At 62.7% G+C, this 15,169-nt stretch carries 9 protein-coding genes; 7 read left to right on the forward strand and 2 right to left on the reverse strand.

All coding sequences use genetic code 11. From position 1 onward, the window contains the following. The 3 genes from RR842_RS04250 to glmM form a co-directional block, all read left to right on the forward strand. Window positions 1-3,230: DNA-directed RNA polymerase subunit beta' (locus RR842_RS04250; protein WP_332729078.1), on the forward strand; the 3,230-nt coding region annotated here is incomplete at its 5' end. 152 nt (window positions 3,231-3,382) lie between these two features. Then, window positions 3,383-3,883 (forward strand): phosphoribosyl-ATP diphosphatase, encoded by a 501-nt coding sequence (locus RR842_RS04255; protein ID WP_332729079.1) that lies wholly within the window; start codon window positions 3,383-3,385, stop codon window positions 3,881-3,883. Between the two features lie 69 nt (window positions 3,884-3,952). Then, complete coding sequence (gene glmM, locus RR842_RS04260) at window positions 3,953-5,287, forward strand: phosphoglucosamine mutase (protein WP_332522197.1); 1,335 nt, start codon at window positions 3,953-3,955, stop codon at window positions 5,285-5,287. A gap of 1 nt (window position 5,288) precedes the next feature. On the opposite strand, the gene ppk1 is transcribed toward glmM, so the two are convergent. Both ppk1 and RR842_RS04270 read right to left on the reverse strand, forming a co-directional pair. After that, window positions 5,289-7,865, reverse strand: coding sequence for a polyphosphate kinase 1 (gene ppk1, locus RR842_RS04265; RefSeq protein WP_332721798.1), 2,577 nt, complete (start codon window positions 7,863-7,865; stop codon window positions 5,289-5,291). A gap of 95 nt (window positions 7,866-7,960) precedes the next feature. After that, on the reverse strand, window positions 7,961-8,884 hold the full coding sequence (locus RR842_RS04270; protein WP_332511780.1) for an exopolyphosphatase: 924 nt from the start codon (window positions 8,882-8,884) through the stop codon (window positions 7,961-7,963). A 209-nt stretch (window positions 8,885-9,093) separates the two neighbouring features. On the opposite strand from RR842_RS04270, the gene RR842_RS04275 reads away from it, so the two are divergent. The 4 genes from RR842_RS04275 (at window position 9,094) to purM (ending at window position 15,164) form a co-directional block, all read left to right on the forward strand. Continuing rightward, on the forward strand, window positions 9,094-10,833 hold the full coding sequence (locus RR842_RS04275; RefSeq protein ID WP_332553212.1) for a polyphosphate--AMP phosphotransferase: 1,740 nt from the start codon (window positions 9,094-9,096) through the stop codon (window positions 10,831-10,833). A gap of 359 nt (window positions 10,834-11,192) precedes the next feature. After that, the gene (locus RR842_RS04280; protein WP_332710622.1) at window positions 11,193-12,458 is read left to right on the forward strand and encodes a sortase; all 1,266 of its coding nucleotides are present in this window, start codon (window positions 11,193-11,195) and stop codon (window positions 12,456-12,458) included. Then, window positions 12,455-13,933, forward strand: coding sequence for an amidophosphoribosyltransferase (gene purF / locus RR842_RS04285; RefSeq protein ID WP_332729080.1), 1,479 nt, complete (start codon window positions 12,455-12,457; stop codon window positions 13,931-13,933). The genes RR842_RS04280 and purF overlap by 4 nt, the downstream gene beginning before the upstream one ends. An 82-nt stretch (window positions 13,934-14,015) precedes the next feature. After that, window positions 14,016-15,164, forward strand: coding sequence for a phosphoribosylformylglycinamidine cyclo-ligase (gene purM, locus RR842_RS04290; RefSeq protein WP_332518095.1), 1,149 nt, complete (start codon window positions 14,016-14,018; stop codon window positions 15,162-15,164). The last annotated feature ends 5 nt before the right edge of the window (window positions 15,165-15,169 follow it).

Below are 15,169 nucleotides of genomic sequence, written 5' to 3' on the forward strand. Positions count from 1 at the left end.
GCCCGGGCAACCGTCCGCTGAAGTCGCTCTCCGACATGCTCAAGGGCAAGCAGGGCCGCTTCCGCCAGAACCTGTTGGGCAAGCGCGTGGACTATTCCGGCCGTTCCGTTATCGTTGTCGGCCCGCAGCTGAAGCTGCACCAGTGCGGCCTGCCGAGCCAGATGGCGTTGGAACTGTTCAAGCCCTTCGTAATGAAGCGTCTGGTGGAGCTTGAATATGCTGCAAACATCAAGGCTGCAAAGCGCTCGGTTGACCGTGGCGCCAGCTACGTGTGGGACGTGCTCGAAGAGGTTATCACCGAGCATCCGGTACTGCTGAACCGCGCCCCCACGCTGCACCGTCTGGGCATCCAGGCCTTCGAGCCCACCTTGGTCGAGGGCAAGGCCATCAAGCTGCACCCGCTGGTCTGCACCGCCTTCAACGCCGACTTCGACGGCGACCAGATGGCTGTGCACGTGCCGCTGGGTGCTGAGGCTCAGTCCGAGGCTCGCGTGCTCATGCTTTCTGCCAACAACATCAAGTCGCCGGCTCATGGTCGCCCGCTCACCGTGCCGACGCAGGACATGATCATCGGCCTGTACTACCTCACGGCTGCGCGTGACGGCTTCGAGGGCGAAGGCCGTACGTTCATCGACTTCGACGATGCCATGAATGCCTACGATGCCCGTGCCGAGCTTGACCTGCAGGCTAAGATCTGGGTGCGCTTGAGCAAGGATACGCAGGTCGCCACCGCTTTCCATACGCTGGAAGAGCACAAGGCGGGCGAGCGTATCGAAACCACCATCGGCCGCATCACGTTCAACAACGTGCTGCCGGACGACTATTCGTACCTGAACTACGAGATGAACAAGAAGGAGATCGGCCGTCTGGTCGAGGACGTGTGCAACCACTACGACCTCTCCGACGTGCCGGCCATCCTGGACGGCTTGAAGGACGCGGGCTTCCACTACGCCACGCGCGCCGGCGTCACCGTGTCGGTGTACGATGCCACCGTTCCGCCGAGCAAGCCCGAGATTCTGGATCGAGCCGATGCGAAGGTCGCCGCCATCGACGAGGACTACGAGATGGGCCTCATGAGCCAGGAGGAGCGTCACAAGCAGGTCGTCGACGTGTGGAACGAAGCCAACGAAGAGGTCGGCGACGCCATGGCCGAGAACTTCGACAAGTTCAACCCCATCTACATGATGGCGTTCTCCGGTGCTCGAGGCAACATCAAGCAGATCCGCCAGTTGGCCGGTATGCGTGGCCTGATGTCCGACCCGAAGGGCGAGATCATCGACCGACCCATCAAGGCGAACTTCCGCGAGGGCCTGTCGGTGTTGGAATACTTCATCTCCACGCACGGCGCCCGTAAGGGTCTGGCCGACACGGCTCTGCGTACCGCCGACTCGGGCTACCTGACCCGTCGTCTGGTGGACGTGGCGCAAGACGTCATCATCCGCGAGATCGACTGCGGGACGACCGATGGCGTGCCGTACCCCATCTACAACGAGAAGGGCGACCTGGACGAGAACCTCATCGGTCGCTGCCTGTTGAACGATGCGGTTGCCAAGGATGGCACGGTGGTGCTGCTCGGAGGCTCGTATGTCACCTCCATGTCCCAGGTTCAGGCACTTGAGGATGCCGGTATCTTGGAAGTGGTCATCCGCACGGTCATGACCTGTCATGCCGAGAACGGTGTCTGCCAGAAGTGCTATGGTTGGGATTTGGCTACCAGTCGTCCGGTGAACATCGGTACGGCTGTGGGCATCATCGCGGCCCAGTCCATCGGCGAGCCGGGCACCCAGCTTACCATGAGAACGTTCCACACCGGCGGCGTCGCCGGCGAGGACATCACGCACGGTCTGCCCCGTGTCCAGGAGCTGTTCGAGGCCCGCAAGCCGAAGGGTATGGCGGTGCTCGCCGAGATCTCCGGCACCATGCAGATCGCGGGCGACAAGCAGTCCAAGACCATCACCATCCACGACCAGCAGGGCAACTTCCGCGAGTACGTGGTAAGCGCTCGCGCCCAGTTGCTGCCGGGCGTGGTAGACGGTTGCGAAGTGCATGTGGGCCAGCAGCTTACCAAGGGTTCGGTGAACCCCCACGACCTGCTGCGCCTGACCGATCCGAACGCTACGCTGCGCTATATCGTCAGCCAGGTCCAGGGCGTGTACGTGTCCCAGGGCGTGGATATCAACGACAAGCACATCGAGGTCATCTCGCGCCAGATGCTGCGCAAAGTGGCCGTGCTGGATGCCGGCGATTCCGACTACCTGCCGGGCCGCCAGGTGAACCGCTTCGAGTTCGAGGGCGTGGCCAATGCGCTCATCGCCGAAGGCAAAGAGCCTCCGGTAGGCCAGCCGTTGCTGCTGGGCATCACGAAGGCATCGCTTGCCACGGATTCCTTCCTGTCGGCCGCTTCCTTCCAGGAGACGACGAAAGTGCTCACCGATGCTGCCATCGAGGGCAAGACCGACCGTCTGGCCGGCCTCAAGGAGAACGTCATCATCGGCAAGCCGATCCCTGCCGGTACGGGCCTGTCTCGCTACCGCGAGGTGGGGCTTACCTATCGGGGCCGTCCGGTTGCCGGGGTGCAGGGCGAGAACCTGCCCGAATTCGCACCGGAAGCGCTCCGCGAGATCGAGGAGTTGCTGCCCCAGCCGCAGGATTGGTCGCTTGACGGCGATGGCTACCTGAACATGGGCACGAACTACGGCAGCTACTACAGCGGGCTTTCGCTGGGCCATCGCGGCCCGCAGCTGTCCGACGAGGATGCGCGCCTGTATATCTACGATGACCTGGGCGTGTCGCAGCGCTGGGCCAACAAGTTCAGCGAGGCCGGCATCGAGACGGTGGCCGATCTGGTGGGCCACACCGAGGAGGATCTGCTGCGTATCGAGGGCATCGGCGTGAAGGCTATCGAGGAGCTGAAGGAGGGTCTGACCGCCCACGAGCTGAACTACGTGATCGAGGATGACCTGGCTGCCACGAGCGACGACATGAGCCAGCTGCTCGACATGGTGTTCTCTCCGGATGACACCATCCTCATCGGCGGCGACGAGCCGGCGACCTTCAGTACCGAAGGCGAGGACATGTTGGGCGAGGCGCTGCCGCCCCGCTCCTACCAGCGCAACCTGGAGGAGCTGGATGCGCTGCTCGGCTCCGTAGGGTCGCTGGGCTTCGGCGTGACCAGCAAGGAAGAGGAAGCTGCCGCCAACGCGAACGACGGCGACGACTTCGAAGAATAGGATTTGATGCAAGAGGGGCGCGCGTGGCGCGCCCCTCTTGCTTGCCAAGCGATGTGCGCCCGGCAGGGGCGATAACTTGGCGGTGAAAGTCCGCTGTGGGCTTGGTAGTGGCCCTTTCGGGCCTTTTTGCTTACTAGTGCGAAAGGCAGCTCATGTCTCAAAAAACCTATCTTCCGACCGATGAAACACCGCCTCCCTCTCACATAGGGGCCACGCTCGAGTCGCTGGCCGGCACTATTGCCACGCGGCGCGAAGCGGGCGAGGAGAGCTATACCCACCGTCTGCTTACCGGCTCGGTCGACGACGTACTGAAAAAAGTGATGGAAGAGGCGGGCGAGGTGGCGCTGGCCGCGAAGGACGTCGAGTCGTGGGCGTGCTCTTCGCTGGCGGCTGCGTTGGCTGTCGAAGGCGATGCCGGGGTTGCTTCGGACGAGGGCTCCCTCGGGGTCGAGCTGCCGGCGGAATATTTCGATGCCGTTAATCATTTGCGCTATGAGACTGCCGATGTGGTATACCACCTTCTGGTGGTGCTGGAGCGCTTCGGCATCGATTTGGACGAGTTTGCGGCCGAGCTGAATAACCGTATGACGGACGACGAGCGTCCGCAGGGCGGGGTGCGCCTGCACGACGACTGCGTGAAGCGGGGCAACTAGAGGGCCCCGTGTTCTGCTGAACGGCGAAAACCTTGACTTTGTTGGACCTGCTAGTGAAAGAGGATTACTGTGGCACGTCTTTTCGGGACCGATGGCGTTCGCGGCGTTGCGAACACAGAGCTTACGTGCGATCTGGCCTTCAAGCTGGGTCAAGCGGCAGTGGCATTCAAGGGCAAGACCATTTTAGTGGGCAAGGACACCCGCCTTTCGGGCGATATGCTGGAGTCGTGCGTTGCGGCCGGCATCATGTCGATGGGTGGCACGGCGCTCCTGGCGGGGATCATTCCCACGCCGGCGATCGCATTGCTGGTGCGCGAACTGCATTGCGATGGCGGCATCGTCATCTCGGCTTCGCACAACCCGCCTGAGTACAACGGCATCAAGCTGTTCGATGGACAGGGCTTCAAACTGCCCGATGTCGTCGAGGACGAGATCGAGGCATTCGTGGCCCGCGGCGGTGCGGCACCCGATGAGCTGCCGGGGGGTGATGCGGTAGGTGTGGCGTTGCCCGTAGATGATGCGGTCGAGCTCTACATCGCGCACGCTGTCTCGACGGTTACCGGCGAGGGCATCGACTTTGCGGGCTTGAAGGTGGCGCTCGATGCGGGCCACGGGGCCTCGTGCCTGACGAGTGCCGAGGCGCTGCGTCGCCTAGGTGCCGAGGTCGTAGCGATCAACGAGGACTTCGACGGCACCGACATCAATGTGAGCTGCGGATCGACCCACCTGGGGCCGGTGCGCGCTTTGGTGACGGAGATCGGAGCCGATGTCGGCATTGCCCATGACGGCGATGCCGATCGCGTCATGCTGGTAGATGCACAGGGCAATGAGATCGATGGCGACATGGTGGAAGCGGTATGCGCCATCGACCTGCATCAACGAGGCCTTCTGGACGGCAATACCGCCGTATCTACGGTCATGTGCAATCTGGGACTGGTCCACGCTATGCGTGAGGCGGGCATCGAGCTGATCCAGACGAAGGTGGGCGACCGCTATGTGCTGGAAGCCATGCGCGAGGGCGGCTTCGTGCTGGGCGGCGAGCAGAGCGGCCACATGATTTTACTGGAGCACAACTCGACGGGCGATGGGCTGGTCACGGCATTGCAGTTCTTGGCTGCGTGCAGGCGAGCCGGTAAGTCGGTCGCCGAGGCCGCGTCGGCTATGACGCGTTTCCCCCAGACGCTCATCAACGTGCGCGTGGGAGACAAGCATGCCTTGGACGGCAACGACGCCGTCGCCGCTGCCGTCGCCGCCGTCGAAGCGGAGTTGGGCGACGACGGCCGCGTGCTCATCCGTCCGAGTGGCACCGAGCCGGTTGTGCGCGTGATGGTAGAGGCCGCCAGTGCCGAAGACGCACAACGCCATGCGCAGGCAATTGCCGCCGTTGTGGAGCGCGAGGTCTAAATCAGCGTAGGAACCATGCCAGCACGCGCACGAGCAGGCTCGGCTTGCGCCCGCGCTGGCCGCCCTGCGCGGGCGAGATGATTATTTCCTGCTCGGTGGGCTGGCCCGCTGCGGCAGGCGGCTGCTCGATCTCGTCGGCCTCGAGGACGTCTGGATGCGGTTGTCCGATGGCATCGCGTGTGCTGTCCGCATCGCGCGCGGCAGCAGCGGCGTGGGCTGCGGCGGCGACAGTTTCTGCCGCTGCTGCCAGCGCTTCGGCTTCGTGCGCTACAGCTTCGGCTGCGGCTTCGACGGCAGGCACGGGCTCCTGAGGCGTGCGCGGCTGCTCTTTCACGTTCCTGCGCAGGGTGGCTTCGCGCGCTGCCGCGCTCTCGGCCGCCTCGAGGCGACGTTGCTGGGCTTGCCTGATGAAGAGCTCCTGCGAGTCGAATAGCGGGGCGGTGCCGCCGTCCTTCTCTTCGGCGAAGAATCCCAGCGGCGTATAGCTTTTGTCGGGCAGCAGCTCGCGCAGCTTCGCCGTGTCGCTCATGCTGATATCCAGGTAGCCCAGTACCTCTTCGCGCAGGTCCTCGTTCAGTATCGGCCAGGCTATCTCGATGCGCTTGTCCATGTTGCGCGTCATGAGGTCGGCGCTCGACAGATACAGCTTCATGCTCTCGCGCGGGCCGAACCCGTAGATGCGGCTGTGTTCCAGCAGCCGCCCGACGATGGACACGACGCGCACGTTCTCGGTGAGGCCCTCCAGGCCCGGTACGATGCATGAAATGCCGCGTACGAACAGCGTCACGGGAACGCCCGCCTGCGATGCCTCGACGATCTTCTCGATGATATCTTTGTCGGTGATGGAGTTCGTCTTGAAGAACAGCCCGCACGGCTCGCCGGCTTGCGCACGGTCCATCTGAGTCTGTATGCCTGCGACGATCATAGGCTTGATCTGCAACGGCGCCACCCAGAGGATGTCGTAGTTGTCCGACGTGTTCTCCAGCCCCATGTTGCGGAAGAACTCGACGGCATCGCGTCCGATGGTCTTGTCGCAGGTGATGAACGACAGGTCGGTATAAAGCCGCGCCGTCTTCTCGTTGTAGTTGCCGGTTCCCAACTGTGTGATGTGCTGCAAACCGTTCTCGGTTTGGCGGGTGATGCAGCAAATCTTGGAGTGCACCTTGAAGTCGCGGAAGCCGTAGATGACATTGCAGCCCGCCTGCTCGAAGCGTTGCGACCACTCGATGTTGTTGCTCTCGTCGAAGCGGGCGCGCAGTTCGAACAGCGCCGTAACCTCTTTGCCCATTTCGGCAGCGGCAATGAGGGCTTCGGCCAGATGAGACTGGCTTGCCAGGCGGTACAGCGTGATCTTGATGGAGATAACGGCAGGGTCGTTTGCGGCTTCTCTCAGCAGCTGTACGAAGGCGTCCATCGACTCGTAGGGGTAGGACAGCAGCGTTTCGCGTTCGGTCACCTGCTCGATGATGGTGCGGTTGCGATCCAGGCATGCGGGCCACTGCGGCGAGAACGGCGGGTTCGTCAACGCCGCGCGTTCCTTCTCGGGTAGGCGTGCCGCCAGTCCGAACGTGTAGCTCAGGTTGAGGGGCACAATGGTGGAGTACATCTGATGGGGCTTCAGGTTCAGGCGCTCCAGCAGAAGACCCTCGATCGTCGAGGAGAGCGGCCGCTCGCTCTCCAGCCGTACGGGGGCCAGCCGTGCGCGTTTCTTCAGGATGCGCTTCATGTGGTCGCGGTAATCCTCGTCGTTCTCGTCGATGCCCTCGTTGGCGTCGAGGTCGGCATTGCGCGTGACGCAGATCACGTTCGTATGCTTCACCGTGTACATGGAGAATATCTCGGCGGCTACCATCTCCAGCGCGTGTTCCAACAGGACGAACTGCAGTCCTTTGCCGGGCAGCTCGATGACGCGCGCGCACTGGCGCGGCAGGGGCACCAGGCCCAGCGTTACGCCTTCGGCTCCCAGGTTCTTCGCCTTCTTGGGTTCCTTGACGCCGTCTTTCTTCTTGGCGTCGGCAACGCTGAGGCGCACTACGACGTACAGGGCGCCGTTTTCCAGGTGGGGGAAGGGGTGGCGTGCGTTGATGATCTGCGGTGACAGGAACGGCATGACGTTGTCGCGCACGTAGGTGGTCAAATAGGAGCGCTGAGCTTCGTCCAGTTCGTCAGGATGCAGGTTGCGCACACCTCGTTCGCCGAGCAGCCGGCGGACCTCTTCGTAGGTGCGTTCCTGGATCGGGTACAGCTCGCGGCAGCGTGCGTACACCGCTTCCAGCTGTTCGGCCGGCGTCATGCCTGATTTCGAGTCGATGATGTGCTTCTTGACCAGCGACAGGTCGGTCAGGCTGCCCACGCGCACCATGAAGAACTCCTGCAGGTTGCTCCAGAAGATAGAGATGAAGTTCAAGCGCTCCAGCAGCGGCACCGTCTCGTCGGCGCCTTGGTCCAGCACGCGTTCGTTGAACGTCAGCCAGGACAACTCGCGGTTCTGCATATAGGGGGCAGCCTTCGGTTCCTTGGGCGCTGCGGCTTCTGTTTGCGGAGCGGTTTCAATCGTCGGTTCTACGTGGGCGTTCATGTGCCTCTCCCTTCCGTCGGAATCCTCCGTTGCGCAGATGTGTTCTTCCCGTGCGCAACGCCCGTGCTTGGCGAGTGTCGGCGAGGTGCGGAGCATCAGCCCAGCACACGCTCGATAAGGTAGCCTTCGCGCACGCCGTACTTGCATATCTCCAAAAGCTCGCAGTCCAAGCTGTCCATGAGCGCGCTCAAAACGAGGCACCCGGGGGTGATCGTGTGGATGCGCTCGGCCGATGCCTTCAGCGCCAGATGCGCGAACGCATCGGGGTTGGTACGGCACAGGTCAAGTATCTCACGAATGCCCTCTGCCGTCATGGTCTTCGGGCGGACGTTTTCGCCGAAAACCTGCGCATGCATCTTTGCAGCTGCGCGCACGCTGCCGCCGATGCCGTACATCACCGGCGAGCGATAGGTTTTCGGGTTCGGCAGGGTGGCCAGCTTCGCGCAAAATGCGTTTACGATGGCATCCATCTCGTTCGGCGCGGGTAAAATGCCTTGTACGAACGTCGTGTAGGATGACAGCGAACCCTGGCCGATGCTCACGTTGTCGAAGTCGTGTCCGCCCTCGATGCGGGTGAGTTCAGTAGAGCCTCCGCCTATGTCCACCAGCGTGCCGTGCTCGATAGTGCGGTCGCAAGTGGCGCCTGCAAACCCGAGGTGCGCTTCGTCGCGCGCCGATAACAGCGAGAGGGTCAGTCCCGTGGCCGCCTCGATGGTGGCTACGGCGTCGTTGCAGTTCGAGGCGTTGCGCAGTACCGCGGTGGCGAACACGTCGATGCGCTTGCAGCCGAAATACTGCGCACGTTTGGCATGTCCCTTCAGCACGTTCACGGCGCGTCGCACCCCGGCTTCGGAGAACGCCCCGTCTACGACATAGGCGGCCAGCCCCGCCATGACCTTGTCGTTGATGAGGCTTTTGAAGTCGCGGTTCGTGTAGGCGGCCAAGCGGTCGTTCTTCACCTCGTATACGACAAGGCGAACCGAGTTCGACCCCAAGTCGACTACGGCGTAGTTGGGCATGCGCGCTCCTTCGCTTTTCGGTGCTGCTGACAGGTTCGCCAGGCGGCTTTCCTTCTATTCTAGGCGACCTTGCGCACGGGCGGCCCTTCGCGCTTTTATTGGAACGCATATTTTACTTTTCAGCCCGCGATCGGCTTTTCGCGCGAATCGGGAGGCGGGGGATGCTGTGTTATGATGGAATCTCGTTCCCTCGGGGAAAGGATGCTTCTATGCTCGAGTCAGTCGACTTTACCCGCCCCTCGCTGACGAAAGAGGAATACAAGCCGCAGCGCGACGCGCTTATGAGCGAGCTGGTGGTGCTGCAGCAGCAGGCGCACAAGCGAGGCGTGGGGCTGGTGGTGTTGTTCGAGGGCTGGAACGGCGCTGGCAAAGGCGGCCGCATCTCGGATCTTATGTACAACCTTGACGCGCGTGCCACCAGCGTGCACGTTACCGAAGACCTAGATGTCGGTGCCGCGCGCGAATTCGTGGGCACCGCCTATGGCGTAACGGACTTCTATCCTCTCATGCAAGAATTCTGGCAGGCTTTGGGGCCGCGCGGTGCCATTACCTTTTACGACCAGGGTTGGTACACGGCCGCCATGCAGCATCTGCTGTACGGCGCTTACGGCGAGATTGCGTTGGAGGACGTTAAAACGGGCAAAGCCAAGAAGAAGGTGTCGGCGCTGGCCGAGCAGCCGGCCGACGAGCGTCATACGGACTTGCTGCATTGCCACCTCACCTCGGCAGCCAGCTTCGAGCAGCAGCTCGTCGACGATGGCTATACGGTGGTCAAGTTCTTCGTTCACGTGTCCCAAAAGGCGCAGAAGAAGCGCCTCGAGCGCCTGTATGACGATCCGGCAACCCGGTGGCGCGTCAGCAAGAAGAAGCTGACGAGCGTGCGCAACTACCCCCAGGCTTATCGCCTGTACGACTACCTGCTAGAAGGCAGCAACTTCTCCTGTGCGCCGTGGCATGTTGTGAACGGCGAGGACAAGCGGGCGGCGAACCTGGCCATCGCCCAGACGCTCGTGGAGGCCCTGCGCAAGGCGCTGGCCGCCCAGCCTGACGACGATGCTGTGGCTGCTGCGGCAAAGGCCCAGGCGAACTCGGCGAGTCTGCTGGAAGAGGCAGCACAGGGTGACCGCACCCCCGAGCAGGAGGAGGCTGTGCGCACGTCAGCCCAGGCCGAGGCGGCTACCGCTCGAGCGCGGGCACCGCGGGCCTCGAAGTTTCCCATCGTGGAGGACTTTCCGCGCATCGATCGCGTGGACCATGCGCTGTCGCTCGGTCTGCTCGACTACAAAAGCGAACTGAGGATACAGCAGGATCGCCTGAACCGGCTGGAAATGGAGATGTACCAGAAGCGCATTCCGCTCATGATCATGTACGAAGGATGGGATGCGGCAGGGAAGGGTGGCAACATCAAGCGCGTGGCCCAGGCGCTTGACGCGCGGGCCTACACCGTGTTCCCGAGCCCTGCACCCACGAGGCCCGAGCTGATGCACCCGCATCTGTGGCGCTATTGGACGCGTCTTCCGAAAGCGGGGCATGTGGGTATCTACGACCGCAGCTGGTACGGGCGTGTGCTGGTCGAGCGCGTTGAAGGCTTTGCCACGCCGAGCGAATGGGGCCGTGCTTACGACGAGATTAACGAGTTCGAGCGCGAGTTGGTACGATGGGGCGCTATTCTGCTGAAGTTCTGGGTCGACGTAAGCCAAGACGAGCAGCTGAACCGGTTCCGCGACCGTGAGCAGGACCCCGCCAAGCAATGGAAGATCACCGACGAGGACTGGCGTAACCGCGACAAGTATCCCCCGTATAAAGCTGCTATCGACGACATGTTCCGCCTGACGTCCACGTCGTTTGCCCCTTGGATCGTGCTTGAGAGCGATGACAAGCATTACGCGCGGGTAAAGGCCTTGAAAATAATCAATGACGCGCTTGAGGCGCGCTTGCGCGAAAACTGAGATAGCGTTAACATGTGCAGATGCTATGAAGCAAAAGACTGCGCACTGCTGCGCATGAACAAAGGGGTACCGTTATGACATTGTTTGGGATGACCGTTCCTATGGAGGCTATCTGGGTCATCGTGGCCGTCATCGTCCTCGTCATCGTCGTGTTCATCGCGAAGGGCTTTTTGGACGAGATGAAGAAGAAGTAGAATCGTTCTCGGCTGGGGCTTTGGCATCGGCCGTGAAGATATGAGCGTTTTCACGGCATCACGCCCTCCTTTCCGGGGGCGTTTGCTTATTATGGTAACGGTCTGGAAACGAAGAGCGGTGCTTGTTTCGACAGGGCGCTCCTTCGTCCAACCGAGGAGGACAGTATGGCCGATCAACAACAATATCCTGGCTCGCCGCGTGGTCGTCACGCGCAGCAGGGCGACGCTCGGCCTGCCTCGCCTCAGCCCGCGTCCCAGCACCGCGACCCCCCGGCGGCGCAGCGGGACCCGCGGCAGCCTGCCCCGCGCCCCGCTGCGCCGCAGGGCGCTCGTTCGGGCGCGCAGCAGCAGGGACGCCGCCCGACGCAGGATGCTGCCGTACAGGGACGCCGCCCGACGCAGGGTGCTGCCCCACAAGGACGTCGTCCGGCTCAGGGGGCTGCCCCACAAGGGCGTCCGGGCCAAGGCGGTCGTCCGCAGGGCTATGCTCCCGCACCCCGCCAGGGCGCGATGGTGCCGGCAACGTCTCGGGTAGCCGGCGGGCGACATAACCCTGCCGGTGATTTCGGCAAAAAGAAGAAGAGTCCTTGGCGTATCGTGTTCTGGATCGCACTGGTGGTGCTGGTGGTGTCGCTTGCGGCGCTCGGAGCTATCGCATTTAGCTACTGGCAGGGCCAGAGTGCCTACGATTCCCTTGCCGAGGAAGTATTCACGCCTCCAGCAGACATTGAGGGTGCCTCGTTGGCCGACCTTACCGTGGACTGGGACAAACTGAAGGCGAAGAACCCCGATACCGTAGGGTGGGTGTACATCCCCGGCACGACGGTGAACTATCCTATCGTGCATACCACCGACGACGAGAAGTACCTCACAACCGACTTCGACGGCAAGCAGACCTGGGGTGCCACCTACGGCACCATCTTCCTGTCGGCGGCCAACGCAGCGGACTTTTCGGATGCGAACAGCATCATATACGGCCACCACCTGAACAACGGCTCCATGTTCGCCGACATCGCGGGCTTCGAGGATGCTGCGAAGTTCAATGCCAGCCGCACGGTGTATCTGCTGACACCTCAGGGTAACTATAAGTTGAAGACTTTCTCCCTCGTGCATGTAGCGGCTGACGACCCGTTGGCCCAGACGGCATTTGCCAGCAACGAAGAGCTTGCGTCCTACGTGCAGGACAAGGTGGACCGTTCGGTTGCGGTGGCATCCGATATTCCGGCTGTTGCCGACCTTAACCGTATCTTCTCGTTCGCCACCTGCGACAACCTTCCCAGCGACGGGCGATTTGTTCTGTTCTCGTACATCGCCGAATCGACCGTTGCAGGCGTTGTGCCGGTAGGCGCTGCTGCAGCACCCGAAGCCGATACGGTTGATCCGGCTGCTGCCGAAGCTGTGGGAGATTCCGCAAAGGAGACCGCTGCATGAGCACTTCCGCATTTCCGGGAGAGCGTCCTGACCGCCTCGAGGAGGAATGCGCCGTGTTCGGGGTGTTCGCGCCCGGCGAGGACGTTGCGCGCATGACCTGCTTCGGCCTGCAGGCGTTGCAGCACCGCGGGCAGGAGAGCGCCGGCATTGCCGTTGGCGACGGTGATACCATCATGGTGGCGAAGGATCTGGGCTTGGTGACCCAGGTGTTCGACGAGGCCAGCCTAGCGGCACTTGACGGCTATGTGGCTGTGGGCCACGCGCGTTATTCCACCAGCGGTGCCGCCGCTTCGTGGGAGGCCGCGCAGCCCCATATCTCCGCTATCGACGAGGTGCTCATCGCGCTGGCACACAACGGCACCCTAGTCAATACCAACGAAATGCGTGCGCGCCTGGTGGGTGAAGGCGTGCAGTTCCGCTCGGGCACCGACAGCGAGGTGCTGGCCAAGGCTATCGGCCAGGTGACGCAGGAAACCCATCATCTGCGCAACGGTATCCGCCGCGCTATGGAGGTCGTCACCGGGGCCTATGCCGTGGTGTTGGCGAGCCCCGATTCGCTTTATGCATTCCGCGACCCGAACGGCATTCGCCCGCTGTGCATCGGCCAGTTGCCCGACGAACGAGGTTGGGTCGTGTCGTCGGAAACCTGCGGTTTGGACATCGTGGGGGCCTCGTACGTGCGCGACGTCGCGCCGGGCGAGATCGTGCGCTTCAATGCCGCCGGCATGACGGCCGAGCAGGGCGTCCCCGCGCTCAAGCCGGCGGCCTGCATCTTCGAGTACGTCTACTTCGCCCGTCCCGACAGCGTTATCGACGGGCAGAGCGTCTACCAGGCGCGCCGCAACCTAGGCCGTATTCTGGCCCAAGAGGCGCCCGTCGGGGCCGATCTGGTGCTGGGTGTGCCCGACTCGGGCGTGCCTTCCGCCATGGGCTATGCGGCTGAAAGCGGCATTCCGTATGCTGACGGCATCGTGAAAAACCGCTATGTAGGCCGTACGTTCATCCAGCCCACCCAAGCCATGCGCCAGCTGGGCATTCGCCTGAAGCTGAACCCGCTACCTTCGGTTATCCGCGGCAAGCGCCTGGTCGTCATCGACGACAGCATCGTGCGCGGCAATACCTCCAAGCAACTCGTGCAGATGCTGCGCGATGCGGGGGCGGCTGAGGTGCATTTGCGCATCGTGAGCCCCGAGGTGCTCTGGCCGTGCTTCTACGGTATCGACACCGATACGCGCGATCAGCTTATCGCTGCCACCATGACGCTTGAGCAGATGAACGAGTGGATCGGTTCGGACTCGCTGGCATTCGTCTCGCTCGACGGCCTGCGCGCCTCCGTTCCCGACGTGAGTCACCCGGGTTTTTGCGAGGCGTGCTTCAGCGGGGATTATCCCGTGAACATCCCCGAGGCGATGGCGAAGAAAAGCAACCTTGACGCGAGGTGCTCCGATGGTCGGAGTGCCGAAGCGCCTCTCTAGCACGAACGATGCCGCACGTGCGGCTGGCAGGTACATGCAGGACCGGCTGTGAGCGCGCCGGTTTCGACGGAAGGGTACAGGAATGACCGAGAGAATCACCGTAAGCGCCGCCCAGCAAAACGATGGGCCCTCTATGCCCAGTTGGGTGAATGAAGATTCACTGACATACGCTCAGGCGGGTGTCGATACGGCCGAGGGAGCGCGTGCGGTCGATGCCATCAAGGGCGTGGTGCGTGACACGTACCGTCCCGAGGTGGTGGGCGATATCGGTGGATTCGGCGGCTTGTTCTCCATTGGCGCCGCCAAGGACATGGTCGATCCGCTGCTGGTCAGCGGCACCGACGGCGTGGGCACGAAGCTGAAGGTGGCCCAGATCGCCGGCGAGCACGGCACGGTCGGCATCGACCTGGTGGCCATGTGCGCAAATGACATCCTGGCAACGGGTGCCGAGCCGCTGTTCTTTTTGGATTATGTGGCCATCGGCAAGCTGAAGGCAGAGGCAGTGGCCGAGATCGTCAAGGGCATCGGCGAGGGCTGCAAGCAGGCGGGGTGCGCGCTTATCGGCGGCGAGATGGCCGAGCATCCCGGCGTCATGGACCCGGACGATTACGACCTGTCCGGTTTCTGCGTGGGCTTGGTGGACCGTGCGGCGATGCTGGACCCTGCGGCGGTACGCGAGGGTGATGTGCTGGTGGGCCTGGCCTCGAGCGGCCTGCACTCCAACGGCTACTCGCTGGCCCGCAAGGTATGCGTCGAGGGCAAGACTCACTACGAGCTGCGCATCGAACGCGAGGAGCTGGGCGGTCGCAGCCTGCAAGACGCGCTTTTGGAGCCGACGCGCATCTATGTGAAGCCGGTTCGCGCCGTGCTGGACGCATGCGAGGGTGCCGTGCATGCGCTTGCGCATATCACGGGTGGCGGCATCAGCGAGAACTTGGACCGTGCGTTGCCGAAGAACGTGGATGCCCAGGTAGACTTGGGTACGTGGCCGATTCCTCCCATCGCGAAGTTCGTGTGTGATGCCGCGCACCTCGACGAGGCGGAGGCGCTCAAGACGTTCAACATGGGCCTCGGCATGGTCCTTATCGTCGATGCCGCTCGTGTTGACGAGGTGGAGGACGCGCTCTCCCAAGCGGGCGAGAAGACGTTTCGCGTAGGCAGCATCGTGGCCGGAGACGGCAAGGTGCGCTACGCCAACGATGGCAAGCTGTACAGCTGCGAAGCAGAATAGGAGAG

This window comes from Gordonibacter sp. (assembly GCF_036667095.1).
In the GTDB taxonomy this organism is placed as follows: domain Bacteria; phylum Actinomycetota; class Coriobacteriia; order Coriobacteriales; family Eggerthellaceae; genus Gordonibacter.

What these genes read in the sequence shown, in the direction of transcription:
- RR842_RS04255 (WP_332729079.1), top strand. Translation starts at nt 3,383, where the DNA reads ATGTCTCAAAAAACCTATCTTCCGACCGATGAAACACCGCCTCCCTCT.
- ppk1 (WP_332721798.1), bottom strand. Translation starts at nt 7,865, where the DNA reads ATGAACGCCCACGTAGAACCGACGATTGAAACCGCTCCGCAAACAGAA.
- RR842_RS04270 (WP_332511780.1), bottom strand. Translation starts at nt 8,884, where the DNA reads ATGCCCAACTACGCCGTAGTCGACTTGGGGTCGAACTCGGTTCGCCTT.
- RR842_RS04275 (WP_332553212.1), top strand. Translation starts at nt 9,094, where the DNA reads ATGCTCGAGTCAGTCGACTTTACCCGCCCCTCGCTGACGAAAGAGGAA.
- RR842_RS04280 (WP_332710622.1), top strand. Translation starts at nt 11,193, where the DNA reads ATGGCCGATCAACAACAATATCCTGGCTCGCCGCGTGGTCGTCACGCG.
- purF (WP_332729080.1), top strand. Translation starts at nt 12,455, where the DNA reads ATGAGCACTTCCGCATTTCCGGGAGAGCGTCCTGACCGCCTCGAGGAG.
- purM (WP_332518095.1), top strand. Translation starts at nt 14,016, where the DNA reads ATGACCGAGAGAATCACCGTAAGCGCCGCCCAGCAAAACGATGGGCCC.